Origin of the sequence: Limosilactobacillus frumenti DSM 13145, assembly GCF_001436045.1 — a bacterium.
Classification (GTDB): domain Bacteria; phylum Bacillota; class Bacilli; order Lactobacillales; family Lactobacillaceae; genus Limosilactobacillus; species Limosilactobacillus frumenti.
The window spans coordinates 1-26,391 of sequence record NZ_AZER01000014.1 but is presented as its reverse complement, the minus strand read 5'-3'; the positions used below and the strand labels follow the sequence as shown (position 1 = coordinate 26,391).

24 protein-coding genes and 1 riboswitch are annotated in these 26,391 nt (G+C 43.5%); of the genes, 11 read left to right on the top strand and 13 right to left on the bottom strand.

Annotation, left to right across the window (positions count from 1 at the left end; all coding sequences use genetic code 11):
• Window positions 1–5: 5 nt before the first annotated feature.
• On the bottom strand, window positions 6–1,133 hold the full coding sequence (locus FD27_RS03275) for an acyltransferase (protein WP_235803004.1): 1,128 nt from the start codon (window positions 1,131–1,133) through the stop codon (window positions 6–8).
• A gap of 231 nt (window positions 1,134–1,364) precedes the next feature.
• On the opposite strand from FD27_RS03275, the gene FD27_RS03270 reads away from it, so the two are divergent.
• The 3 genes from FD27_RS03270 to brnQ all read left to right on the top strand — a co-directional run bounded on the left by FD27_RS03270 (window position 1,365) and on the right by brnQ (window position 6,329).
• Window positions 1,365–3,776: a phosphoketolase family protein gene (locus FD27_RS03270; protein WP_057749467.1), complete on the top strand. Its 2,412-nt coding sequence runs from the start codon at window positions 1,365–1,367 to the stop codon at window positions 3,774–3,776.
• Between the two features lie 143 nt (window positions 3,777–3,919).
• On the top strand, window positions 3,920–4,843 hold the full coding sequence (locus tag FD27_RS03265; protein WP_235803003.1) for an ROK family protein: 924 nt from the start codon (window positions 3,920–3,922) through the stop codon (window positions 4,841–4,843).
• 133 nt (window positions 4,844–4,976) lie between these two features.
• Window positions 4,977–6,329, top strand: a complete 1,353-nt coding sequence (brnQ, locus tag FD27_RS03260) for a branched-chain amino acid transport system II carrier protein (RefSeq protein WP_057749461.1) — start codon at window positions 4,977–4,979, stop codon at window positions 6,327–6,329.
• Window positions 6,330–6,387: 58 nt separating this feature from the next.
• Here the strand turns inward: brnQ and FD27_RS03255 are convergent, their stop codons facing one another.
• Window positions 6,388–8,328: an elongation factor G gene (locus FD27_RS03255; protein WP_057749458.1), complete on the bottom strand. Its 1,941-nt coding sequence runs from the start codon at window positions 8,326–8,328 to the stop codon at window positions 6,388–6,390.
• Between the two features lie 2 nt (window positions 8,329–8,330).
• Window positions 8,331–8,801, bottom strand: a complete 471-nt coding sequence (locus tag FD27_RS03250; RefSeq protein WP_057749455.1) for a universal stress protein — start codon at window positions 8,799–8,801, stop codon at window positions 8,331–8,333.
• 192 nt (window positions 8,802–8,993) lie between these two features.
• On the opposite strand from FD27_RS03250, the gene FD27_RS03245 reads away from it, so the two are divergent.
• From FD27_RS03245 to FD27_RS03235, 3 genes are all read left to right on the top strand, one after another.
• On the top strand, window positions 8,994–10,007 hold the full coding sequence (locus FD27_RS03245; RefSeq protein WP_057749453.1) for a lipoate--protein ligase: 1,014 nt from the start codon (window positions 8,994–8,996) through the stop codon (window positions 10,005–10,007).
• A 91-nt stretch (window positions 10,008–10,098) separates the two neighbouring features.
• Window positions 10,099–10,557 (top strand): hypothetical protein, encoded by a 459-nt coding sequence (locus tag FD27_RS03240; RefSeq protein WP_057749451.1) that lies wholly within the window; start codon window positions 10,099–10,101, stop codon window positions 10,555–10,557.
• A 299-nt stretch (window positions 10,558–10,856) separates the two neighbouring features.
• Window positions 10,857–12,167, top strand: coding sequence for an MFS transporter (locus FD27_RS03235; RefSeq protein WP_057749448.1), 1,311 nt, complete (start codon window positions 10,857–10,859; stop codon window positions 12,165–12,167).
• Between the two features lie 257 nt (window positions 12,168–12,424).
• Here the strand turns inward: FD27_RS03235 and FD27_RS03230 are convergent, their stop codons facing one another.
• From FD27_RS03230 to FD27_RS03220, 3 genes are all read right to left on the bottom strand, one after another.
• Window positions 12,425–13,600: an MFS transporter gene (locus FD27_RS03230; protein WP_057749445.1), complete on the bottom strand. Its 1,176-nt coding sequence runs from the start codon at window positions 13,598–13,600 to the stop codon at window positions 12,425–12,427.
• Window positions 13,601–13,737: 137 nt separating this feature from the next.
• On the bottom strand, window positions 13,738–14,595 hold the full coding sequence (locus FD27_RS03225) for a hypothetical protein (RefSeq protein ID WP_057749442.1): 858 nt from the start codon (window positions 14,593–14,595) through the stop codon (window positions 13,738–13,740).
• Between the two features lie 9 nt (window positions 14,596–14,604).
• Window positions 14,605–15,018, bottom strand: a complete 414-nt coding sequence (locus tag FD27_RS03220) for a helix-turn-helix domain-containing protein (RefSeq protein WP_057749439.1) — start codon at window positions 15,016–15,018, stop codon at window positions 14,605–14,607.
• Between the two features lie 115 nt (window positions 15,019–15,133).
• On the opposite strand from FD27_RS03220, the gene FD27_RS03215 reads away from it, so the two are divergent.
• Together FD27_RS03215 and FD27_RS03210 are read left to right on the top strand one after the other, a co-directional pair.
• Window positions 15,134–16,114 carry an alpha/beta hydrolase gene (locus tag FD27_RS03215; RefSeq protein ID WP_057749437.1) on the top strand — a complete coding sequence of 327 codons (981 nt, stop codon included), beginning with the start codon at window positions 15,134–15,136 and terminating at the stop codon, window positions 16,112–16,114.
• Between the two features lie 10 nt (window positions 16,115–16,124).
• Window positions 16,125–16,484 carry a DUF1304 domain-containing protein gene (locus FD27_RS03210; RefSeq protein WP_057749434.1) on the top strand — a complete coding sequence of 120 codons (360 nt, stop codon included), beginning with the start codon at window positions 16,125–16,127 and terminating at the stop codon, window positions 16,482–16,484.
• 45 nt (window positions 16,485–16,529) lie between these two features.
• On the opposite strand, the gene FD27_RS03205 is transcribed toward FD27_RS03210, so the two are convergent.
• The 6 genes from FD27_RS03205 to FD27_RS03180 all read right to left on the bottom strand — a co-directional run bounded on the left by FD27_RS03205 (window position 16,530) and on the right by FD27_RS03180 (window position 22,668).
• Window positions 16,530–18,479 (bottom strand): cation:proton antiporter, encoded by a 1,950-nt coding sequence (locus FD27_RS03205; RefSeq protein WP_057749431.1) that lies wholly within the window; start codon window positions 18,477–18,479, stop codon window positions 16,530–16,532.
• 69 nt (window positions 18,480–18,548) lie between these two features.
• On the bottom strand, window positions 18,549–18,887 hold the full coding sequence (locus FD27_RS03200) for a magnetosome magnetite crystal formation protein family (RefSeq protein ID WP_057749429.1): 339 nt from the start codon (window positions 18,885–18,887) through the stop codon (window positions 18,549–18,551).
• 37 nt (window positions 18,888–18,924) lie between these two features.
• The gene (locus tag FD27_RS03195) at window positions 18,925–19,575 is read right to left on the bottom strand and encodes an energy-coupling factor transporter transmembrane component T family protein (RefSeq protein ID WP_057749424.1); all 651 of its coding nucleotides are present in this window, start codon (window positions 19,573–19,575) and stop codon (window positions 18,925–18,927) included.
• Window positions 19,576–19,577: 2 nt separating this feature from the next.
• Window positions 19,578–20,954, bottom strand: coding sequence for an ATP-binding cassette domain-containing protein (locus tag FD27_RS03190; RefSeq protein ID WP_057749420.1), 1,377 nt, complete (start codon window positions 20,952–20,954; stop codon window positions 19,578–19,580).
• Complete coding sequence (locus FD27_RS03185) at window positions 20,951–21,517, bottom strand: ECF transporter S component (protein ID WP_057749417.1); 567 nt, start codon at window positions 21,515–21,517, stop codon at window positions 20,951–20,953. Before FD27_RS03185 ends, FD27_RS03190 begins: the two co-directional genes overlap by 4 nt.
• 56 nt (window positions 21,518–21,573) lie before the next feature.
• A riboswitch (TPP riboswitch) is annotated at window positions 21,574–21,665 on the bottom strand.
• A 40-nt stretch (window positions 21,666–21,705) separates the two neighbouring features.
• Window positions 21,706–22,668 (bottom strand): nucleoside hydrolase, encoded by a 963-nt coding sequence (locus tag FD27_RS03180; protein WP_057750198.1) that lies wholly within the window; start codon window positions 22,666–22,668, stop codon window positions 21,706–21,708.
• A gap of 96 nt (window positions 22,669–22,764) precedes the next feature.
• Here FD27_RS03180 and FD27_RS03175 point away from each other — a divergent pair, with 96 nt between their 5' ends.
• Window positions 22,765–23,760: an NAD(P)/FAD-dependent oxidoreductase gene (locus tag FD27_RS03175; protein ID WP_057749414.1), complete on the top strand. Its 996-nt coding sequence runs from the start codon at window positions 22,765–22,767 to the stop codon at window positions 23,758–23,760.
• 72 nt (window positions 23,761–23,832) lie between these two features.
• Here FD27_RS03175 and FD27_RS03170 read toward each other — a convergent pair whose 3' ends face one another.
• Window positions 23,833–24,081: a hypothetical protein gene (locus FD27_RS03170; protein ID WP_235803002.1), complete on the bottom strand. Its 249-nt coding sequence runs from the start codon at window positions 24,079–24,081 to the stop codon at window positions 23,833–23,835.
• 191 nt (window positions 24,082–24,272) lie between these two features.
• Here FD27_RS03170 and FD27_RS03165 point away from each other — a divergent pair, with 191 nt between their 5' ends.
• Together FD27_RS03165 and FD27_RS03160 are read left to right on the top strand one after the other, a co-directional pair.
• Window positions 24,273–24,926, top strand: coding sequence for a L,D-transpeptidase (locus FD27_RS03165; RefSeq protein WP_235803001.1), 654 nt, complete (start codon window positions 24,273–24,275; stop codon window positions 24,924–24,926).
• A 95-nt stretch (window positions 24,927–25,021) separates the two neighbouring features.
• A complete protein-coding gene (locus tag FD27_RS03160; protein WP_057749411.1) occupies window positions 25,022–26,254 on the top strand; it encodes a D-alanyl-D-alanine carboxypeptidase family protein in 1,233 nt (410 codons plus the stop codon).
• Window positions 26,255–26,391 lie beyond the last annotated feature (137 nt).

Below are 26,391 nucleotides of genomic sequence, written 5' to 3'. Positions count from 1 at the left end.
TAAAATTACCCATTAACGATGTGATGAATGTGAAAGAGCTGCTTGCAGCTGCTCCATAAAATGTGCAATCCATAAGCAGACATGAATGCGAGGAAAATGGTCATTCCGATCATCAATGGAAACTTAATCATTAGTGAAAGGGACCAATGATTTAATAATTGCCAACTCCAGTACAGCCAAAAGACGTGTGACAAGTAAGCACGATGAGCATACAGGGCAATCCAGTGCACTAACGGGAGCCATTGGTTGCGGAACTTCTGCATGTAAGTAGCGATCATGGCAATGAGAATGATGGATGACAAGTTGTAGAAAATCATCGACGGAAGGTAGTAAGGCGCGTTGTCCAAACTAACGGGCGTTCCATAATTAAAGAAGTTCAAAGTGACGTAATAGAGTAAAATGCACCAAACAACAATGGCACTACCCCAGTGGCGCATTGCAAACCGACAAAGCGGTCCATGAAATGTCCATAACAAAGTTCCACTAACTGCGAAGATAATAAAGCTCGGGAAAACGCGGTCAAATAGGTACCAGTTTTGTGCTTGGGGGCCGTGAAAGATTTCTAGTTTGTAAAGCCAGTGCCAGGCCAGTTCAAATAATAAGGTAATGGTGAAGGCGGCAACTGCTCGATGCGGTCGGTTATGGCACCAGCGAGCCAGTGCCCAGAAGAAGGGCATGAGGATGATGAACTGGAGCATCATTACGTTGTACCACAGGTGAGGAGCCGCATTACCGTTAATAAATTGCCAACAAAATGTTGCAATATTGTGGTAATGACGATGCTGCTGGAGTTGTGGCAACAATAATAAGTAGATCGTAGTCCACATGATTGAGGGGATGAACAGGACATGCCACCGGTTAACCATAAAACGCGGATAATCTTTCAGATGCGCGTGGGGGTGTGTCCTAATGGTTGAGAAAAGGATCCCAAAGATAAATGCGGAGGCTGAAAACTTTACAACTTCATAAATTCCACCGAGAAAAAACTGCTGGCCAACTGGCAAATGATCACTCATTAGAAAGCTAATTACGGATTGCATCATCACGGTTGTCACCGCAAAAAGCTTTTCAAAGTCACCAATGTCAGCGGAACTGGCACTTCCCAGGTTCTGCATATCATCACATTCTTTCAATAATTCGCGAAAAATCACGTCATTTATTATATAATTAATTCTGAAATTTGCGACTAGGAAAGCGGATAAGAAACGAAAGGACCGGGATTTTAATTTTGGGTCGTACCAATTTTCAAAAAGGTTGACTTTTGATTTAAATCCGTTATCATTAGTATTGTAAATTTGAGTAATTTACGTATTGTTATAAAAGCAAGAACGTATTTATTTATTCAGAAGGAGTGTTTATTAGAAATGGCAGTAGATTACGACTCCAAGCAATACTTGGAAAGTGTTGATGCTTACTGGCGTGCAGCCAACTACCTTTCAGTTGGTACATTATTCTTAATGCATAACCCACTGTTACGTCGTCCATTAAAGGCTTCAGACGTTAAGCCTAAGCCAATTGGTCACTGGGGTACTATTGTTCCTCAAAACTTTATTTATGCTCACTTGAACCGTGTTATCAAGAAGTACAACCTTGACATGTTCTATGTTGAAGGTTCCGGTCACGGTGGCCAAGTGATGGTTAACAACTCATACTTGGATGGTTCATACACTGAAATTTATCCAGAATTCACCCAAGATGAAAAGGGAATGGCTAAGTTATTCAAGCACTTCTCATTCCCTGGCGGTACTGCATCACACGCGGCACCAGAAACTCCAGGTTCTATCCACGAAGGTGGGGAACTTGGTTACTCACTCTCACACGGTGTTGGTGCAATCTTAGATAACCCAGATGTTATTGCTGCTGTTGAAATTGGTGATGGTGAAGCTGAAACTGGCCCACTTTGCGCTTCATGGTTCTCAGACAAGTTCATCAACCCAATCAAGGATGGTGCTGTATTACCAATCCTTCAAATCAACGGTTTCAAGATTTCTAACCCAACTATCCTTTCACGGATGAGCGACGAAGAACTTACTAAGTACTTCGAAGGAATGGGCTGGAAGCCATACTTCGTTTCTGCATACAAGGAACCAGGCCGTGAAGGTGAATTTGATGGTTACAAAGACCACATGCAAGTTCACGAAGAAATGGCTAAGACCATGGATGCTGTTATCGAAGACATCAAGGCTATTCAAAAGAATGCTCGTGAAAACAACGATGATTCTATGCCACAATGGCCAATGATTGTGCTTCGTGCACCTAAGGGCTGGACTGGTCCTAAGAAGGATCTCAATGGTAACCCTATTGAAAACTCCTTCCGTGCTCACCAAATTCCAATTCCTGTTGCTCAAGACGACATGGAACACAAGGACATGCTTATTAACTGGCTGAAGTCCTACAAGCCTGAAGAATTATTCGACGAAAATGGTCACCCAGTTGACTTAGTTGAAGAAAACACTCCAGAAGGTAACAGCCGGATGGCTATGAACCCTATCACTAACGGTGGTATCGATCCTAAGCCATTAGTATTGCCTGACTACCGTGACTTTGCTGTTGATGTTCAAAACCACGGTACTGTTGTAAAGCAAGACATGATCGAATGGGGTAAGTACCTGAACAAGGTTGCTGAATTGAACCCTAACACCTTCCGTGGCTTTGGTCCTGATGAATCTAAGTCTAACCGTCTGTACGCATTCTTGGACAACCAGAAGCGTCAATGGGAAGAAGGCATTCATGAACCAAACGATGAAAACCTTAACAAGGCTGGTCGGATGATTGATTCACAATTGTCAGAACACCAAGCTGAAGGATTCCTTGAAGGTTACACTCTGACTGGTCGTCATGGATTCTTCGCAACTTACGAAGCCTTTGGTCGTGTTGTTGACTCCATGCTTACTCAACACATGAAGTGGTTACGTAAGGCTAAGGAACAATACTGGCGTCATGATTACCCAGCATTGAACTTCGTTGATACTTCAACTGTCTTCCAACAAGACCACAACGGTTACACTCACCAAGATCCAGGTCTGTTGACTCACATGTTTGAAAAGGAACGTCCAGATCTTGTTAAGGAATACTTACCAGCAGATACCAACACTCTGATGGCTGTTTCTAACAAGGCCTTGAATGACCGTGAATGCATCAACATCTTCGTTACTTCCAAGCACCCACGTCTTCAATGGTTCTCAATTGATGAAGCTACTAACCTTGTTAACAATGGTTTGGGCTACGTTGACTGGGCATCTACTGACCAAGGTTCAGAACCAGATGTCGTCTTTGCTTCAGCTGGTACCGAACCTACTGAAGAAGCTCTTGCCGCAATCGACATTCTGCACGATAACTTCCCAGAATTGAAGATTCGTTACATCAACGTTGTGGACATCATGAAGTTGATGGGTACCGACAAGAACCCTGAAGGTCTGACTGATGAAGAATTTGACCAATACTTCACGAAGGACAAGCCTGTTATCTTTGCATGGCACGGATTCCGTGACATGATTCAAGCTCTGTTCTTCAACCGTCACAACCACAACCTCCACATTCACTCATACGAAGAAAATGGTGACATCACCACTCCATTCGATATGCGTGTATTGAACGAACTTGACCGCTTCCACCTTGCTAAGGATGCTATTCAAAACATCCCTGGCTTCGAACAAAAGGGTGCTGCCTTCGTTCAAAAGATGGACAACATGGTTGCAAAGCACAACCAATTCATTCGTGATGAAGGTAAGGACTTACCAGAAATCACTAACTGGACTTGGAAGGGCTTGAAGTAATCGCTGCTGATTACTCAGTAAACACAACCAAATAAACGAAAACACCTCAGCTGGATGCTGGGGTGTTTTTTAATGCTGTGGTAGCTAGTCACAAGTGGAAGCTCACTTTTAATGATTGATGCTGTATAATTAAAGCAGAATTAGTGGTGAAAGCAGGTGAGCTGATGCAACGGGAATACCTTTCGATCGATGTTGGGGGTACGGCGATTAAGTCCGCTCGCATTAATCATTCTGGTAATATTATTAGTAAATTCCGGGTCGCAACTCCCCGCACAAAAGAGGCATTTTTGACCACCTTGTTGAATATTTGGCACGAAAATTCGTCAGTCGTTGCCGTATGTGTTAGTGTGCCCGGAATTGTTAATTCGAAAACAGGTCAGGTCCAGTTTACTGGAGCCTTGGCTTATATGGGCGTATTCGATCTAGGCGACTACTTAAGTGCCAAAACGTCTTTACCGGTTTATGTCGGCAATGATGCCAATTGCGCTACCTTAGCAGAAATGTGGCTCGGTAATTTGAGTGAAGTTAATACGGGGGCGGTGGTTACTTTGGGCACTTCCGTTGGTGGCGGGATCGTTGTTAATGGTCGCTTGCTTCACGGGCCACACTTCCGGGCGGGTGAGCTCAGTGCCATTATTACTAACCGTGATGATCCAGTTGCCAAGCAACGGACTGTGGGCGCAACAACATCCGCTGTCCAGATGGTCCGTCAGGTGGCGACAGCTTGTCGTTTAACAGATCCAGATGATGGCCGGAAGGTATTTGAGTATATTAATGCCCGTGATGATCGGGCATGGGCAATCTTTACTGCATATTGTCGTCGGGTAGCCATCCTATTGATCAACCTGCAAGCTGTTTTGGATCTTGATGTCGTTTTAATTGGCGGTGGAATTAGTGCCCAGCCAATCCTAATAACGGAAATTCAGCGACAATTTAAACAAGTACAAGCAAGCGATCGACGATTAACTGATGACATTCGAATACCAGTTATTGAAGCTGCCAAATTTGGCAATGAAGCGAACTTGCTTGGAGCTTTGTATGGCTTTTTCCTTAAATTTGAAGAATAATTACTAAAACGGGTCTGTTGAAGGCCCGTTTTTTTAATATATCAACAATCTTTGAAGGACAGTTCATTCCAGGTAATTCCATGGTAAAATGAATAATTGTGATTAAGAGATTAATAATATTAAGGAGCACACTATGCAAAGCTTTCGACAGGCGAGTAAGACTTATTTAATCATTGGGTCGTTAATTTTTGGAATGATTTTTGGGGCAGGAAACCTCGTCTTTCCGGTTCACTTAGGACAATTAGCAGGTGGCCATTGGTTGCCTGCAGCGAGCGGCTTTATTTTATCAGGAGTATTCTTACCACTATTTGCTTTATTAGCCATTAGTATTACGCGATCGCGGGGACTATTCGAACTGGCCTTGCCGGTCGGTTCCTGGTTTGCTCTGATTTTCTTGTTGCTTGTCCAAATTGCGATTGGTCCATTAGGTGCGACACCGCGGACCGCCACCGTGCCGTATGCAATTGGGGTGGCACCATATTTATCGCCTCGCTTTCAGCCAATCGGCTTGGCAATCTATACAGGGTTCTTTTTTCTGATGGTATATTGGTTAGCGGTGAAACAAGGGAAGATCACGGAGATTATTGGTAAAGTTCTGAATCCGGTTTTCTTAGTGATGTTGTTTGTGATTTTTCTAATGGCCTTCATTTGGCCAATGGGGAAATTATCAACGCCACAGCCAACGAGTGCATACGTTAGCCATGCTTTTGCGAGCGGCTTCCTCCAGGGTTACAACACGATGGACGCCTTTGCAATGTTGATCTTTGGGGTCACGATCATTACGGCAGTTCGACAGATGGGCTTTCAAAAACCTCAAGAAGTCTCCCTAGCAACGACGAAGGGGGGCCTGATTGGGATTGCCGGTGTGGGGATCATTTATCTAGGCCTTATTTACTTGGGGACCACTAGTCGTCATCATTTTGCGATCGCTACTAATGGAGGGACCACCCTTAATCAGGTTGCCCATTACTATCTGGGTTACTTTGGAAATGCCTTGTTACTGACACTCGCAACAATTACTTGTATGACAACGGCGATGGGCTTATCGATTGCCTTTGCGCAGGATTTTCATGATCGTTTTCCGCAAGTTAGTTATAAAACCTTTTTACGGATTAACTGCCTGGTGTCTTTTTGTCTGGCAAACTTAGGCTTGGACCAGATTGTCATGTGGTCAAAGCCGGTTTTGATGCTTCTGTATCCATTGGCAATTGTCCTGATATTGGCCGCAATGCTATCGCCGGTATTTCACCACGCCACCATCATGTACCGGTTACCGTTGCTTCTGACATTGATTCCAGCCCTGTTTGATATGGTTAATGCCCAGCCACCAGTAATTCGTAACTGGACAGCGAACCAAGTGCTAATTCACTTTTCCCAACAATCATTGCCATTATTCAAGATGGGCTTTAGCTGGCTACCATTTGCCATTCTGGGCTTTGTACTGGGGATGATTATTTGGCAGGTACAGCGGCGTGCTCGCAGTTAATAAATTTTTTGGAGATAAATAAACGCTCAGCATTTAAAATGTGCTGAGCGTTTTGTATTTACATATTTACTGGGTACTGATATGGGAAACGGGCCTTAGCTGGTACCTGATCCCACTTGACGGGATAGCCAGCACCATGGGCACAGAAAACCGAATCAGGGGTGTTATCTAAGTCGGCTGTCGGATCATAGTGATGACTTGCAATCACCATATTCGCATTATGACATGGCTGATAACCATCGACAGTTAATTCTAATTGGCCCTGACCATGAGAATAGGCACGAACCTGTTGGGCATAATCCCGCATTTCGCTAACGGGAGCGGTCCCTGTTAGTACTCCAATGTCCTGTTGGGTACCTTGCTGAAGATTAAAAGTACCACTCATTTGCTGAATATCATTGATGGCGCGGCCAACTTGATCGGTCGGAACTGTCAACCGATATTGATACCACGGTTCAAGTAGTTGACATTGGCCACGTTGCTTGAGCATCATTAATCCCTGGCGCACTGCCCGGTAGGTGGCTTGGCGGAAGTCGCCACCTTCAGTATGGACAATTTTACCACGACCACCAATCAGGGTGATTTTAACGTCCGTCAATGGGGCGCCGATCAGGACACCACGATGTTCCTTACTGCCCAGACTAACCATAATCTGGTGTTGCCAATTTTTCCGCAAAACATCGACACTACAATCATTAGCAAAAGTGAGCCCAGTTCCCCGTTTGGCTGGTTCTAAAAGCAGGTGAGCTTCTGCATAATGACGGAGAGGCTCAAAGTGGCCCACACCTTCGACTTTCCCTGTGATGGTTTCCTTATAAAGGGTTTCACCAGCAGTAAAGTCAACAGTTAAGTGGTAACGCTCTTGAAGGGTTTGTTGGAGAATTTCTAATTGAACGCTCCCCATAATTTGTAAACGAATTTGAGCCAGGTGGCCGTCCCACGTAACGTGTAGTTGCGGATCTTCGTCTTCAAGTTCTCGAAGTGCCGTTAAGACCTTATGCGGATCATTTTCTTGACAATCGACCGCATATGATAAAACTGGCTGGAGAATGTTCTGAAAGGAATTTTGGATATCACCAAGGCCTTCTCCAGGTTTACTATCCGTTAAGCCAGTGACTGCCGCGACTTCACCAGCATGCAATACTTGCTTAATAGTGAATTTAGCACCGTTATAAACGCGAATTTGATCAATCTTCTGGCCTTGTTTAATGGTAGCCTTGGCAGGAAGTTCGCCACCAGTCACCCGCAGCCAGGTTAGCCGATTATCCTGGGTATCATGGGAAACTTTAAATATGCGAGCACCAAAACTTTCTGACCATTGCCGCTCCTGTGTCCATTTTTCGAGACCAGTCATTAATGCGTCAACCCCTGTTAACTTGAGGGCTGCTCCCTGATAAATAGGGAACAGTTTTTGTTGTTGAATCAATGTTCTAATTGCTGAATCACTGATTTTGCCATTAGTCAGATATTGGTTGAGGACATTCTCGTCGAGAGTGGCAATCGATTCTAGTTGCGCGGCAGTTGGTTGAGTATCTAATGGCAAGCAACCACCATCAAATTCGTTTTGCAATTGTTTTATGACGTGCTGTGGGTTTGCCCCGGTCAAATCGTTCTTATTAATGAAAATAAAGGTGGGGACATGGTGGGCCTTTAATAACCGCCAAAGCATTCGTGTATGTCCCTGAATGCCGTCAACGGCAGAAACTACCAGAATGGCATAATCAAGAACGGCCAAGACCTGTTCAGTCTGGTAAGCAAAGTCGACGTGACCGGGTGTATCCAAAAGCGTTAACTGTATTTGGCCATATTGAATGCTGGCTTGGTGCGAGTGAATTGTAATGCCCCGTTGCTTTTCCAGCTGGTCGGTATCCAAAAAGGCACTGCCTTGATCAACCCGGCCCAGTTGACGAAGCTGGCCGGATTGGTAAAGAAGTGCCTCGGACAGGGTAGTTTTCCCTGCATCAACATGCGCAACGATGCCTGTGACAATCTTTTTCAAAGTTAATTCTCCCGTTGTCTTTCGGTCCGGACTACTAGAACATCACATGGGGCATTCCGGTTGACATAATTAGTGACGGATCCCAGGACAAACCGTTCAACCCGGGAAAGCCCTGTTGTACCGATAACAATGAGGTCAGTATGGTGGTCCTTAGGAAAATCATGGGCAATAACCCGCTTCGGATTGCCAAAACGAATGTGGATGGATACGTCGTCGACCCCAGCATCTTCAGCCACTTTTTTAAGGTCGTCCAGACGTTCCTTAGTCGTGGCCACCATCCCATAGGTTTGATCATTTGTAACGGCACTTGTTGCACTATAACCATCAGAAAGTTGGCCCACTTGTTCAATTGTTAGTAGGTCTAAGTGCGAATGGTTATGTAAGGCTGACTTAATAGCTTCTTGTAATACAGGGTTGGTGGCCTTGGAACCATCAATTGCAGCTAAAACGTTATGATATTGCGTTTCACTCATGGAACAGACTCCCTTTCGTTTCTTTACCTCAATTATACTTTGTTCAAGGTTAAATTAGGGCACTTTATCGGGATTTTTCATTGAAACCGGTTGCAATAAAGACTACACTGCAATTGTAGATAAATTACATTTTGAAAGATTTAGTCTAATAGTAACAGACTTATTGGTTAGACGAGGATAAGGAGTGGGACAATGCGATACGTTTCAATGACTTCCCATAATATTGGGATGAACTTAGCAACGGAACAGTACTTGATGAATGATAAGGATTTTGGTAATGAACCGTTGGTACTGTTTTACTATGAAGAACCATGCATCATCGTTGGTCGTAACCAGAATACCTTAGAAGAAATTAATCATGACTATGTCAAGGAACACAATATTCGGGTCACCCGGCGTTTATCTGGTGGTGGTGCAGTTTACCAGGACATGGGTAACCTTTGCTTCAGTTTTGTGGTACCAAGTGATAGCGAGGAGTTTGGTGACTTTAAGTCATTTACTAAGCCAATCGTGGAAGTCTTGCACCAAATGGGGGCCACGACTGCAGAAGTCAGTGGTCGGAACGATATTCTCGTTGATGGTAAGAAGTTCTCTGGTAACGCCATGTACACCAAAAATGGCAAGACATTCTCTCATGGAACGCTGATGCTTGATGTTGACCTGAGTGTGGTTGCTAAGGCATTGCATGTCCCAGCAGATAAGATTGCTTCGAAGGGGATCAAGTCCGTTCGTTCGCGGGTGACTAATTTGCGGCCATTCCTTTCCCCAGAATATCAAGATATTGACGTGCCAACTTTCCGTGATGACCTAATTAAGGGGTTGTTCCACGTGGATAGTTTGGACGACATTAAGGATAAGCAATACGTCGTTACTCCTGAAGATCAAAAGGAAATCGATAAGATCTATGAACAGTACTACAACAACTGGGACTGGGTTTATGGTAAGTCACCGGAGTTTACAATCAAGCGGCGGAAGCACTTTGATATGGGGACCATTGATGCTCGAATGGACGTCAAGAACGGGGTTGTTAAGAACATCAAGTTCTATGGTGACTTCTTTGGACCGGAAGACGTTGCCGACCTTGCCAAAAAGTTAACTGGGGTAAAGTATGATCACGATGCTATTTTGGCAGTGCTTGAGAAGAGTGGTACCCAGCAGTACTTTAATGGGATTCCGACTACGCAGGTCGCTGATTTATTAGCATAATTGCGGATTACTTAGTTTTTGTGTATGATGAGGAACGAGACAGGGGATGTCGAAGTCCTCATTTTTTGATCCGGTAAGGAGAGAACAATTCATGAAATTAACGGTGGCAGATTACATTAGCCAAATAACTGGCAATCAAGTGCAGGTCACAACTACTGAATCGACGGCAGCCAAAGTACAACAACCGGCTGTGTTAAAGAAAGCAATTCAGACCATCATGGATGCCCTTGATACTGGTCATCTTGCCAAGTATGAAATTACGATCAAAATGCGGAAGGGTGATCCAGTTGCCTTTCACCTAGATACGAACCTCATCAATGTGCCAATGGCGGAAGCCGAGCGACTGGATAACAAATTACTAGATAAAGAGCCAGCATATCCCGTCAATTTATATATGGTAATGGAAAGCGATGATATTAATAAGTCGCACTTAAGAATTGACGAATTAGCCAATGAAACTGATTTGGATGGTGCGGTTGATCCGCTAGTTAAGAAGACCCAGGCGTGGGTCGCTGAACACCTCGCTGTTATTGCGGAAGCCCGGGCCTAATTTGCGTATTTAATCTGAAGATGTTACAGTAATAAGTGCGATGAGTCGAGAGGTCTGGTAGCAACCCAAATGGCTACCATAAGACATTTTGACAAGTGGGGTACGTTAACTCACCGGATTGTGAGGTACCTGGTTCTGTTGGCCATGTGGACAGTGCTGACAAACCTGAGATAATATCAACACACGTTAACAACAGACGCTAAGCTTTACTTGGCGTCTGTTTTTGTATACTTAGGAAGATAAATGAAGGAGGAATAGATGCTTGGGACGTAAGCCGTTAGCGAGCGTTCCCAAACAATATGCAGAGACTAAAGAAAGATTACAAGAAAGCACCCATTTCATCAATTCACTTACGACTATATTTGGCAATTATCTTGGGGCAGATTGCCTGCGGGTATGCGCTCGGAATTAGCGGGACAGCGTTAGCTGAAGCCCAGCATGTTATTCAGATCAATGGTGCCTGGCAAGGATTACTAGGTGCCGGAAGTCTGATTGGCTTAGCCGGATCCGCACTAATGGGTCGTCTGGCGGATCAAATAGGCCGGCGGGGAATGTTGATGATTAACATGTATCTGTTTGCTCTTCTTTCCCTGGCCCAGCTATGGACCACTAATTTATGGATCTTATTTATTATCCGGATTCTCTTGGGTCTGATGATTGCCATTGATTACACGGTTGGTAACTCGTTACTTGTTGAATGGTTGCCTGCTAAAGAAAGTGGCAAGTTCCAAAGTAGATTAATTATTTACTGGACAGTTGGATTTATCCTGTCCTACGTCTCCGGGATCACAATTCATGGCTTTGGCGACTTGACCTGGCAGGTTGTGTTAGCCTCTTCAGCTGTTCCGGGACTAATTGCGGCCGGGTACCGTTCCATTTTTAGGTTGCCGGCCTCGCCAACCTGGCTGGCAGTTCAGGGCAAAAACAAGACAGCTCAAAAGGTAATTCAGAAGCACTTGGGTAAACGCTGGGGGCTGTCGTTGAAGCTAATCAAAGCCAAACCAGCTGACAGCATTTCAGTAACAACCTTGTTAAGCCCCAAGTACCGTCGCCAAACACTGGTCGGTGGAGGCTTCTACGCTTTACAGGCTTTCGCTTTCTTTGGAATTAGTATTTTTTTGCCGGTCCTCTTGAAGGATATGCACATTGGTAATCAGCATATTTCTGGGCTAATTTACAATGCCTGCATGATGATTGGTGTACTGGTAGGAACGGTAATTTTTAAGAAAATCAGTCGGCGCGCATTTTTAATTGGCTCCTTCTTCTTATCAATGCTGGCACTATTAGCATTAGTCATTGGCAGCAGCCTTTCAAGCTACGTTCAAATTGCTATTTTTGCACTGTTTTCCATTATCCTTTCAGCAGGATTGACCCTTGATTATCCTTATCCGACTGAATTATTTGATGACCAGGTCCGGGCATCTGGTGTTGGAACATGTATTACCATCAGTCGTTTTGGAGCGGCAAGCGGGACTTTCTTGCTGCCTGTTCTTACTGGAATTGGTGGTGCTCGCTTGTCAATGTTAGTTTGCGTGGTCATCCTTGCATTAGGCGGTTTAATCTGCTTATTATGGGCACCAGAGACGTCCCCGCGCTTTAAGAAAAAGTAGTTACTATTGCTTAACTCATTTGTTATCGCTCGTGAAAAGGCTTACAATAATAATGAAAAGAAACCGTTAAGAGCATCCGCTTTAATCGCGAATTCTCCTGACAATGGTGTCATGTGAAAGGGTGATGAACAATGAGAGAGTGGTATTTCTTTGGTTACGTTGTATTGTTCGTATTCGCGATTTTCATTGTTTGCTCATTTATAAAGTAAGAAACAATAAGGGCATGGAACTGGTGATTCAGTTTCATGCCTTTTAGCTTATTTTACGATGTACTGCATTCCCTTGTACTGCTTGCTTAAGGTAATGATCAAAATTGTTCCCAGGATTCCATAGAGGGCGCCGACATAACCAAGATTTGTCATGGCAGTGAATTGAACGGTTTCGGAAGCAGTGAAGGATCCCAGCGAAATACCAATATTAGCAAAAATAGAGTTCAGAGATGATGCAAGATCTAGGGATTGCGGATATTCCTTTTCAGCAATGTCTAAAAACATTAACTGGGTGGATGAACCATAACTGGAGAAAGCCACGCATAACAAGGCCACGATCAGAATGGCAACCCACTTAAATTGCAGCAGCGGACCTAACAGGAGGTAAAGAACCGTCATCACCGCATAAACAGTTGGCAAACGGTGAACACCACCGCGGTCAGCGAGGAAGCCACCGAACTTGTTGCCGATGATGAAGAAGATCCCCATCCCGAATAGCAACCAATTAAGCCAAGTATTATCAAATCCCATTACATTAGTAATCAGTGGACGGATGTAAGTATAGATGGTGTAATCAGCGGCACAAATTGTGATGATAAAAATAACCCCTAATAGAACCCGTTTATCTGTCATGAGAGTAAACTGCTTACTAAGGGTACTCTTGTACTGCGGTGAGTCACGAGGCATTAACCATACTAGCGCGGCAAAAACGAAGATGGTTAGTCCAGAAATCATCCAGAAACTATCATGCCAAGAGAAAGTTGTCGAGATAACAGTCCCAATTGGGATCCCAATAACAGAGGCAATGGAGAATCCAGCAAAGACCCATGAAACCAAGCTGGCCCGTTTATTCCGTGGCGCAACATAGGATGCCATAACAAGTACCATTGAAATAATGGCCCCGGCAACGGCAGCAGTCAGCATCCGTGAAAGGAGCATCGAAGTATAATTTGTGGCCATTGCTGACCAAGTATTGCCGATAAAGAAGACCACCATTAGAACTAGCAAGACATGATGTCGTTTCCAGCGACTAGCTACTGAAGTAATGATGGGAGTGAAAATGGCATAGACCAAAGCAAACATGGTAACCAGTAACCCTAACCGTGATAGGGAATCATGGTACTCATGAGCAACATCGGGTAAAACACCGACGATCATGTATTCATTGCAACCCAGCATGAACGCGACAAAGACAAAGAGAATGGATTGTAGACGGTATTTCATTTAGTTTTTCCTCCTATCTGGGATACGCTAAGGCAGCTGTTCCCGAAAATAACAAACTCTTGTATTGTAACTAATTTGACGACAACTTTCTAGAGAAGTAACCATAAAAAAACTGGCGGTTAGCCAGCTTAGTGATTTTATTCTGCTAAATAAATTTGTTCATCAATGAGGTCAAAGGAATGTAACTGCCGATTAACCTTTTGTAGATCGTCCGGTTGTGACAATTGCGCGTTCTGCCAGAATTTCTTTGAATCGGTCGCCCCACCTTTTTCTCCAATGACTAATAACTTTAGTTGAGGGAAGTCATTACGGATGAGTTGCAGAACCTGCCAGTCTGTTTCCTGTTTGTCTGGTGCCCAAGACATAATGACATAATCCACTTGGTCACCATACTTCTTAATTGCTTCTAATGCATCTAATTGTTCAATCTTAGTAACGGGGTGTTTGCCAGTTTCATTTTCTTTTATCCAGGCTTGGCTGTCAGTTGTAAAGATCTTTTGGCTCCCGTTATTATTGCGAAGACCCTTTGAAATATAGCCATTACCAGCCATGATTTCTAACACTGGATGACCGTCAAGGTATTCCGATAAGGCCTTCGCAAATGGGGCATTGACGTATGACCACATGCCATAAGTATCTTCTAAGTAATCACGAAAGTTTCGCAGGACCTTGTCAAGCTTTGGTAGGGCAGCCGAGTACCGGTTCCATAGCTTATCACCGCGCGGATCACCCTGTCGATACTGCTTGTTAACATCCTGGAAAATCGTGTCTTGAATATCATCAGGTAACAATAAGGTTGGGAGTGGTTGCGGCAGTAAACCATTCTTTAACAAGCGGTCAGCTTCCAAGGCATTGTTGATCAAAAATTTAATTTCCGGAAAACGGTCAAAAAGGTCCCGATAAGTCAACAGCTGCTTGATATAAGGTGGCTCTGCTACTACCTTGTGAGCTTTCTTGACTCGTTTTTTTAACTTTTTCAATTGCTTTGGATTCATAGTAACCCCTTATTTTAACTTCAAATTCAATTGTTCCTGATTGCCATAGAACTGGTCAGTGTCAAGGCGATTATCGCGTCCCTTTAGGTAACCTTCAATCAGGTTGTAGATTTCATAACGGTCATTCTTGCTCAGGGCGGTGTGATTGAAAGTCAAATTCTTACCAGTGAAAAAGAGTTTAGCTAAATCAAAATCGTCACGGTCAGTTTTACCCGTCAAAAAATCAAGACTGACATCGAAGAATTCGGCTAACTTGCGTGCTTCAATATATGAAGGTGTCCGAATTCCCCGTTCCCAGTTCCCAATTTGCGAAGCGGTGTTCGGCTTTTCATCAGGGCCAAGGTTTTCATTTAAATGTTCAGCTAATTCCTTCAGCGTTATTTTTTGGCCTTTGCGTAAAGCCCGCAGTCTTTCTGGAAACATAACGTCACTCCCTTAATAATATCTATTTTAACATTCAAGTTTGTTCGGGGGAAAAAGAATGTGCATGAAAAGAAAAACTGTGCTAAACTCTGACCATTGATTATTAAATTATGACATGGGGTTAACTATTTTGGAAAAACAAACTACCAAACAACATCATTACTTGCGGAATACTATTCTGTGGTTAATTGGGATCGTAGTCATTGCTATTTTGGGTGCTTCGTGCTACTTTTTCCGGGTGGCAATGGTACCTACCCACAAGTCTTTCATTAATAACAATCACCGGATTACGCGAACAGATCCGCTCTATCACCAAAAGGAATGGTTTGCTCATGCTAATAAGCAGAAGTGGACCATGGAGTCAGCTAGTGGCCATTATCGGCTCGTCGCTGACTATATTCCTGCTGTCCAGCACACGACCAAGAACGTTGTGATTTTACACGGTTTTATGGGGCAAAAAAAGTGGATGGGTGAATATGCTGCAATGTTCCACCAAATGGGTTATAACGTGCTGCTGCCTGATGCCCGTGCTCATGGGCAAAGCCAAGGAAAGTACATTGGCGATGGCTGGCCAGAACGCTATGACGTGCGTAAGTGGACCAATAAATTAATTGCTAAAAACGGTACCAATAGTCAAATTGTTATTTTTGGTACCAGTATGGGTGGAGCCACGACGATGATGACCTCTGGAATTAAATTGCCGCATCAAGTAAAAGCATTCGTGGAAGATTGCGGGTATACTAGTCTTAATGATGAATTACAGTACGAAGCGCACCACATGTATCATTTACCGAGTGGCTTAAGTTGGGTATTAATCAAAACCATGAGTGGAATTAATCGTACCCAAAATGGCTTTTTCACTGGCGAAGCAAGCTCAATTGACAGCCTTCACCATAACCATCGCCCGATGTTATTCATTCATGGTAGCAATGATGATTTTGTACCAACGAAGATGGTGTATCGGAACTACCATGCTGATCGCGGTCCTAAACAATTATGGGTTGTCAAAGGAGCTAAGCATGCGGCATCGTATTCCCATGCTCCGCAACAATATCAACAGCATGTGGAACGGTTCTTGAACAAATACGTACACTAAGGAGAATGTTATGACAATTGCATTTACGATTCTAACAGTGCTCATCGGGGTTGAGCATATGGGCATTATGTGCTTAGAGATGTTTGCCAGCCCTGCTACTCAAGCGCGGGCGTTCGACCTGCCGGAGCATTTTACTAAGCAACGGGAAGCACGAATTGCATTTGCTAATCAGGGTATCTATAATGGTGTGCTTGGCCTTGCACTGGTGCTAAGCCAATGGTTATTTACAGGAATGATGCCAATTGCGGTTGCCCGAATGCTATTGCTCATGGTTGCTGTGGTTGGGTTGTATGGTGGTTTAACGGCCACTAAGAAGATCCTGTTACTTCAGTTTGCTCCAGCAGTAGTTGCCTTAATTTTGTCAATTTAATTGCGTCTTAAAATGGCCCCAACATGATTGTTGGGGCCATTTTTATTAGTCTAAAGATTGAACGTAAACGAGCTCATCGGTGGAGATTTGTTCATTTAGAGCGTTCGCTAATGATTGTGAAATCTTATTTGCTGCTAGTTTTTCCTGCACGTATGAATGCTCTAATTGGAATCCTTCAACAAAGATCGCCGCAATCTTATCTTGATCACTGAGTCGGTCCGGTGATAGGATTCGTGCTCGTTGGAGGTAGGAACGACGGACGAGGGCGACTTCGTGGATGTTATCTGCTGATTGAACGCGGTCTAAATAATCGTAGACGCGGTGATTAAGCATTTCGAAGGCCTGAAAGAAAGTAAGGTGCTTATCATTTTGTGTTCGATATTTCATCTGTTTACGTACATGATGGTACTTAGTGATCCGCCACTTAAGACGGTGAATTACGGCATTTAATGAGGCTAAGAAGCCATGCTGACTATGACGAATAAAGGAACGGTTGATAATGGTGGTATACCACGTAACTTGCTGAGGAGCCAATTGTTCATTCTCCGCCAACTGATTGATGGTTTGCAACTCAACTTGGTGCGCTTTTTGGATTAATTTATTAAATGTTGTTCGATTGATGTGATAAAACTGCGTCATCTGGCTGTTTAGCTGGTCCGTTACAAGTGAACAATTATAGTGGTCATCGGTATTATTCTGTAGTTCTTTGATCGCATACTGAACAGTTTTGGTGAGCCAGTCACGAAATTCTTCTTGACTGTAATCACTTGACTTGGCTGGTAGCACGAGGGGGTAGACAATTGCGCCGACAATAATACTAATTAAAATAACAAATGCGGAAATAGAGATAATTGCATTTCGGTAGATAAACTTACTGTTGTTAATCATGATCGGTAACGATAGGGCTAATGACAAGGTGATTGTCCCGTGGACACCACCAAGGGCTAGTAACCAGCTATCTTTGGAAGGATTCTCTGGAGTAGAGTTAAGGTTAACCAACTTAAACCGCGCCCAGGCAAACCGACAGATTAGCATAATTAGGTATAGCGCCGTTGCTAACAATAATAGGAACAGTAAATGAGTTGTCGGCGTACGACGGACAACTTGCGGCAATAACATACCGAGGAGAACGAAGACAATTCCATTAAGGGCGTCACTAATGATTGTCCAAATAGTGGTCGTCGCAATTTGAACCTTTGTTGATGTCAGGCGTAAACGATCATATAAAATCGAATGGACAACCCCCGCCGCGACAACCGCTAGAATTCCTGAAAAATGGCATTCTTCGGCACACCAGTAAATTACAATGGGCGTCATGATGTTGATAGGAATCACGATTGATGCGATATCAACGTGATTACGCATCAGCGCCGTTCGCAATGAAATCAGAAAGCTTCCGGCAATTAATCCAAAAATAATGCCACCAAAGAATACATATGAAAAGTACCAAATCCCGTGGCCAATTGAAAACTTACCAGATTCATACGCGGCCAGCGATAAATCCAATAGAACAATTCCAGAAGCATCGTTGAATAGTGATTCAACTTCTAAAGTCGTATTGACATTTTCTGGCATCGTAACATTGGAAGTAAGCGACTTAACGGCCACGGCATCGGTTGGTGTAATGATTGCGGCCAGCAGGAAAGCCAGTGGGAGACTAAAGGTTTTGGTCATCGTACCATGCAGAGCAAAACCCATAATCAGCACAGTGAAGAGGGCAAAAAGGACACTCAACGAAAAAATATTTTTGATGTTTTGGGACAAGACCCGTGATGATTGATTTTGACCATCATTAAACATCAGTGGTGCAATCACCACCATCATAAATAATTCGGGATGGAGACTGATATCAGTGGCACTGGTTGGTAACATGGCGATAATAATCCCAGCCAGAATTTGGTAAATTGACAGGGGAACCTTTGGTAGTATTAAATGCACAACATTGGCGATTACTACGGCTCCTAGCAAAAGAATAATGGTGAAAATTGAATCCATAATGAAACCTCAATACAAATAAAGCGAGATACCAGCATTTGCTTGATCTCGCTACTACATCGTTATGTTTTATTCACGACCAATTAACATTTTAATGGCCATTGCAATATTGTAGATGTACAGCAACAACGCTAACAATAAGGCAAAAGTTAATAAGACACCGCCTAACGCACCAAGATGCGAAAAGGCTGAGTTCCATGCAGACAGCGACAAGACCAGGATCGCAAAAATAATATACAATAGTGGGAAGATCTGTGACCAGAAAGCCCATTTAGCATGGTGCCTGATACTGGGTTGATCAGGCCCCGCAACGATCCAGACGATTAATGGAAAGATAACGGGTAAAAAGAGAATACTAATGTAAGATAATGTGTTGACAATCCGTGTCGTTAAAGAATTATCGTTCATATTGACCTCCAGTTTTTCTTCTATTATGCCCAAAAAGCTACGGGAAGGCAATCAGTAATCCTTGCAAAATAACCAGTGAAACGAACAGAATGAGCCAGTCGCGTTTGCGGATAATAATTGTTTCTGCAGCGGTCCGTGCTTTGCCTTCGCGGAAGCCATGCATTTCCATCGCTTGAGCAAGCTGGTCTGACCAACGAAGGGCTGCCAGAATGGCTTTAAAGTATAACGTTGGTGACCACCAATGGAGGGTAACACCACGCATTTGACCAGCAACCTGAATGCGGGAAACAGACCGACGGATGGTGGGAAAAATATTCAGAGCAGCTAACGTCCCATAAGCAAATTTACTAGAAAGATGGGCATTTTGTTCCAAGGAACGGACTAGTTCCAAGTTGGTTGTAGTGAAAATAAGGGTACTGCCGGCCAATACATAAACGTAGAAACGGGATAGCATGACCCAGGCAAGGAACCAGTTATGCCCTGAATATGCCCCGAGGGTGATCATTACAGCGACCCCTGGGATCAATGGTAAACATAATGCCCACAGTAATTGCCGCCATTTTAATCGTTGACTGACTAAGAGACCAAGCAAGATTACCGCCAGGATAACGTTAGCGGTAAGACGGTCGGTAAAACTAACTTCAATTGAAATGAGTAAGAGCAGAAGCAATTTTAAACTTGGGTTCATAGCTAGTCCTCCTGGTAGATGAGGTGGTGATCCGTCATCTTAAGATGGTGCTGTACAATCTCTTGGAATTGTTCAGGCTGGTGGCTGACAATTAGTAAAGTTTGTGGTGACTGCTTTTGGCTGACTTTAATCAACTTCAGTAGTTTGCGCTGGATCTGGTGGTCCAATCCGTTAAATGGTTCGTCCATTAGTAGAACGGCTTGCCCCATAATTAACATTACGAGGATTTGTAAAAGCTTTTTTTGCCCGCCAGATAATGAATATACCACCCGGTCAGCTAAATTACGCAGTCTAAAGTCGTCAATTACCTCATTAATCCGCTGATTCGTGAAAAAAGTGCTATGCCCATGCTTTTGGCTTAACATGATTTCTTCCTTAACGGTGATATTGATGAATTGGTCGTCAGTATGTTGAAAAAGTAAACCAACCTGACGGAAATATTTCCCGGGTGATAATTTTTTAATATTCTTTTGTAAGTAACTAATACGACCCGTATATGGTAATTGCTTACTGAGCGCATTCAGAAAAGTTGATTTACCGCACCCCGACGGCCCAGTAATTAGAGTCACCTCATTACGAGGAATGAATAATTGACTTTGGTCGAGAATGAGGTGTTGTCCCCGGTGTAACTGCGTGTTAGATAACTGAAAAGCCGGGTTATGACCTGATGGGATCGTAACCTCTAGGTGAATACTTGCTTGATCATCAGCTTGCTTTAACTTTGCTTGACTTTGTAATGGTGTTAACATCTTGACTCGTTGAGAACTGAATTCAACGATTTGTTGGATATATTTTTGATAACCATGCAAGTCATGGTCACTAATCACTACGGTTAAGTGCCGCCTAGATTGTTCCGCTTTTAAAGTCGCTAATAGAAAGTTTCGACTGGTTTCATCAATATTGGTGAACGGTTCGTCAAGGAGAATGATTTTCGCATTCATCGCTAATGTGGTAGCGAGGGCAACTGCCTGAAGCTGGCCACCAGATAAGGTCGTCAATGGCTGATCAGCTATTGACGACAAATGTACCTTACTTAAGATATGGTCAACCTGCGAGGCAATTTGTTCATGGGGCGTCTGAAGATTTTCTAAAGTAAATTCTAGTTCATGCCGGGCTGTGTCCATCGTAAACTGCATTGCGGGGTCCTGAAACAGCATTGCAATGCGGGGATGACCGTCAATGGTTAGTTTCCCATGAGTGACATGCCCACCATATTTGGGAAGCAAACCGGCAATTAGCTTGAGCAAGGTGGTTTTACCACAGCCAGTTGGCCCAGATAAAAGTGTAAAAGAATTATCGGGAATGTTCAGATTGAGTTGGTGCAGAATAGCTGGCTGATTGGGATATGCAAAAGATAGTTGGTGGATTTGAATAGTCATTTGCTAATCCTCTGAATAACATGAGCACGATTCAACAAATTGATGATAAGTTTTACTAGTACACCGGTAAATAGGAACATGCTGAACCAGCGCACAATCAACATGGTGGTAAGCATGCTGGGTGTGAAGTGACTGTAACCGTTGCGGAACCAATCCCAGGTAAAGGTAGTTGCAGTCATCATCGTACTAGTGAGAACAAGGGTCAACCAGTTATACAGCTTATAAAATGTAATGGTAAATCCTAATTCTGAGCCAATTCCCTGGACAAGTCCTGAAAGAATGTTAGATGCACCCCATTGGTCACCAAGAAGGGTTTCTACCGTGGCACTCAAAAATTCACTGAGGAATGGTGCCCCTGGTAAACGTAAAATGAAACCAGCAAGGGGACCCGCCATGCACCAAATGCCGATTGTAATGTCGTTGGCCATCGGGCCGTAACCGAATGGTGTTAGAAGGACGGTTAGTCCGTTATAGATAAAACCGGTGGCCAGGTAAATGACTCCAAATATAATCCCAATGATGGCCAGAAAAATAATATCTTTTAGATGGAAATTACGAAACATAATGAAAATCCCTTTCTGGGCACAAAAAAGCCCCAGCGTCAAAGACAACTGGGGAAAAGACTGAACTGATTACCGATTCCTTCGCTAGCATTATCTAGACAGGTTCAATGGGTATGATCTCAGCCGGTTGGCACCCCAGTAATTATTTAGCTATATCATACATCAATTGGCATAAAGAGACAAATTACTTAAGATTGTTGATTAAGCATTACCTTGAGGTGACTCATAAATGAATTCACGAAGCGTGCTTTATCAACTTGAACTGCGACATTAACAAGGCGACGGTGGTCATTTAACCGCGCTTTGTCACCGATTGTCCGGCCATAATTAGGACCAGCAGTGGTAACTTTCATTGGTAGTTGAATCATCGAAACAAATGAAGGGTCAATGGCTACCCCTACTGCCAGAGGATCATGAATAGCACAACCGTGATGGTCAATTCCTAGGTGATCATAAGCGTCAATATAAAAGTCAGTCAAATCTGCATATGTCTTTCCGGCAACCGTTCCTAATTGCCGCCATTGGGCAGTTTCAGCTTTTGTCAAAAGTGTGCGGAGGGTGACATCGAGGCCCACCATGGTAAGTGGCAATCCACTGGTAAAGACAATGTTTGCAGCTTCCGCATCCTGGTTGATGTTAGCTTCTGCTACTTCACTAACGTTGCCTTCAACGGTTAAAGCGCCACCCATGAAAGTGACGTTACCAATCAAGTCGATAATTGAGCGATCCTTTTGAATAGCTTCCGCTAGGTTGGTCATTGGACCAGTGGGCACGATTGTTAATCGTCGTTGGTATTGGTGGGCAGCTGCAATGAGGAAATCAATGCCGTCCTGTTCACGGGGACCTTTCTCTGGCTCTGGTAGGGAAATATTCCCAATTCCATTTTCACCATGGATTTGCTTGCTGACTTCCATTACTTTGAATGATTGACTACTCATGGAGTGATGAGTGCCCAAGAAAACGGGGACTTCTGGGTGACCTAGTAAATCCAATAACTGACAAGTATTCTTGGCTGTTTGCTGCACGAGGTTATTACCATACGACGCCACAACCCCAATGAGGTCGACTGCCGGATCAGCGAGGGCATAGGCCAGAGCTAAGGCATCATCAACACCAGTGTCTAAGTCGAGAATCATTTTTTGCTTTACCATAAGGTTCACTTCCTTTGGTAAAATCATACAATGCTTTCTAAGCGTGCGACAAGTTAAACCATGCTACAATTAAATGTGATGCGTGAGGAGGACATTATGACAGAGAAATATGATGTAACAATTATTGGTGGTGGCCCTGCCGGAATGTTTGCGGCCTTTTATTGTGGTCTTCATGAACTAAACGCTCAGTTAATTGAAAGCCTTCCCCAGTTGGGTGGTCAAGTGGGCGCACTTTATCCTGAGAAGAAGATCTGGGATGTTGCCGGCATGCCCGGAGTTACCGGCCGTCAATTAGTTGATTCATTAAAGAAACAAATGCAGGTTGCTCCCGTTAAAGTGTTTACTGATGAAACCGTCAAGGATGTTGTCAAAGAAGACGATGGTTCTTTCGTTATTAAGAGTGATCAACGGACATCCCGATCACGGGCGGTTGTGATTGCGTTGGGTAATGGTGCATTTCAACCACGGAAGCTGGCTCTGCCCGATGCTGATCAATTAGAAGGACACCAGCTTCACTACTTTGTTACTCACAAGGATGCCTTTGCAGGTCAACGGGTGGCAGTACTTGGTGGTGGCGATTCCGCTATTGATATTGCCTTGATGCTGGAACCAGTTGCCAAGCAGGTTTCAATTGTTCACCGTCGTGATCAGTTCCGGGGGCTTGAACATACCGTGACGAAATTGAAAGAATCGTCCGTCAAATTAATGACACCATATCTGCCAAGAAAATTAACGGTTCAAGATGATGAATCCGTCACGTTAGACCTAAAGAAAATGCATACTGACGAGATCGACCAACTGAATGTCGACCAAGTTATTGTGAATTACGGTTTCACGTCAAATAACGCGGCCCTCAATCAGTGGTCCCTTGACTTAGACAGTCAGCGCAACATGATCAAGGTTGATTCGACTATGGAAACCAACATTGATGGGGTGTACGCGATTGGCGATGGTGTTATTTACCCAGGAAAGGTAGCGTTGATTGCTACTGCTTTTGGCGAGGCACCAACTGCCATTACGTCCCTGGCAAAACAGTTATATCCGCATAAACGGATGGCAATGCATAGTTCTTCCATGAAAATCAATCGGTAGAACATGGTGATAGAGCAAACGAAAGGCCTTCAGTGTTCATGTGAACGCTGAAGGCCTTTTAACAGTGGGTAACTAATATCTTGATTGGTGACGATAACGATCGATGCCATCTAATAACATTTTGAAGATCAGGCACACGTTCATTAAGAGCCATCCCTTTACAAACAAAGCCAAATGAATTGGTTGCCAATGAAAGTGGAATAACTGGTACAGCACTACTAAAGCAATCAACAATAAATTAGCACGCAAGAGATCCTTAGACCAATGGTGAGTGATTGTATAGTGCCACCCGCGAATAATGGCGTTCATTAATGCTGACATTTTACTTACCCCTTATGAAATTAAATTGGCACAAATTACAATGACAATGAAAAAAGCAATTGCCGTTAAGTAGGATATTTTGAGATTTTCGCGCAATTGAGATCACTTCCATAGTAGTACACCGATACTGACATCTTTATAGTATAATATAAGCGTTTTGAACTGGTATTGAAAGTAGAGGGAACATAACAGTGCGTGGACGAACAAAGAACCTAATATACATCATTTTTTGCTTAGTTATGATTGTGCTAATGATCGTTCCGGCTGTCCACCATCACCGTGAACAACGATTAGCAGCGGATAAGGTGACGAGCAGCAAGATAACACCAAAAAAGAGTCATCATAAGGAAGCAGTAAGTAATCATATGCGGACGCCGATCGATTGGCGTAAGTCATCTGAGACGGTTCCTTACCCCGACTTATCTAAAGTGAAACGCCTGTGGGTAAAGGTTGTTATTCCCAAGAATCGGGTCTATTTATATGACGGTAACAAAGTGATTTACACGATGTACTGCAGCGCAGGGGTCTATAAGACTGACCCCAAGACTGGAAAGAAGAAGAGTGCAACGCCAACCGGGACTTTCCACGTCCAGGAAGAACGTGGAGACCACTTTTTTAATTCTCAAGTCAAAGTGGGGGCTAATTACTACGTTTCCTGGCATGATCATGGCCAGTACCTTTTCCATTCTGTACCAACAGACGCTAACGGCCACTATATTAAGGAAGAAGCCGCTAAGCTAGGCAAATTCACCGGTTCACATGGCTGTGTCCGATTGTCAGTGGCTGATGCCAAGTGGATGGAGCATAATTTGCCAACGGGAACAAAGGTTGTCATTCAGGATTAATTAGGCCTATATCAATACTGTCTGAAGTGGAAAGCTTGTCGGGCATTAATATAACTTCTAACTTCAGTAAAAAGGAGATTAAATCGAATAACACTATGAAACGTTTGATTTGGGGATTGTCAGTAATATTAATTGCAATATTGTCTTTTGTGATAGGATCACCGGTCAATGCTGCAGCTAATGATCATGTTGTTGATGCAAAGGCTGCGCTGATTGCTGATGCGGCGACTGGTCAAGTTATTTACCAACAAAATTCAAATCAAAAACTACCAGTGGCGTCAATTAGTAAATTGCTGACAGCATGTGTGATTGAAGATGAAATTCAGCACCATCAATTGCATTGGAATGACAAGATTACCTTTAATAAGCAGTTGGCTGATATTTCAAATGATAAGAATTATTCAGCTCTGGGGTTGCAAAAGGGTGAATCTTATACTGTTAAGGACTTATATAATGCCATGCTAATTAAATCAGCGGATGGCGCTGCGCTAGCATTAGCAACAGCACATGGACAAACGATGGCCCAATTTAACCAAAAGATGCGGACTAAAGCAAAGCAGATTGGCCTCAAAGATTATCAAATTGTGAATCCTGTGGGTTTGAATAATGAAGATACTAAAGCTTTTCAGCTTAAACAGTATAGTAATAAAGCACAGAATTCAATGACGGCCTGCGACGTTGCTTTATTGGCCCAGTATTTACTAAAACATTATCCTAATGTTGTTCAAACCACTGGCCAAGTTCAATCTCAAATTAGAGTTAAAGGGCAAGTTAAAACATACCGGAATATGAATAAAATGCTTGTTGGTCAGCCAATGGCGATGAAAGATATTCCAATAGATGGCCTAAAAACAGGAACATCTGATGAAGCAGGTGCTTGTTTCGTTAGCTCTGGGCAGTATCAAGGTCACCAGATCATTACAGTAGTATTAAATGCTCATGGCAAGGGGGATGCTCGTTTTACAGCTACCCAGCAACTTTACCGTTATTTGCAAAGTAACTACCATTTGCAATCCTTGAAGTTAAAGCAATCTGACCAACGAGTACGGGTAAGTAACGGTCGGCAGAGATTTGCCAAAGTTACCCCAGTAGCGATTCAAGTATGGGCAAATAAGCCGCTTAGCCACTATACGGTAACGACTCATTACCAAAAGCCTTTGGTCAAAGGTAAGGGTGTTAAGGCACCTCTGCGTAAGAACCAGCAAATTGGTTTGATTAAAGTTAAAGCACTTCAATTAACGACCTTAAATAACCAACCTTGGTCCACACCGTTATATGCTAAGCAAGCAGACCCGGTTGGTAACTTCTGGCAACGATTAATCAATTAGAAATAAGTAAGGGAGTGAGACAGAACTAGCTTGCTAGTTCGTTTTCGAACCCCCGCAAGCACAAAGAGGACTCTAGTGTTCTGAAGTGAACCCTGTAAGTTGGACACTTTCATTTACGCCACTTTTGCTAAGGCAAG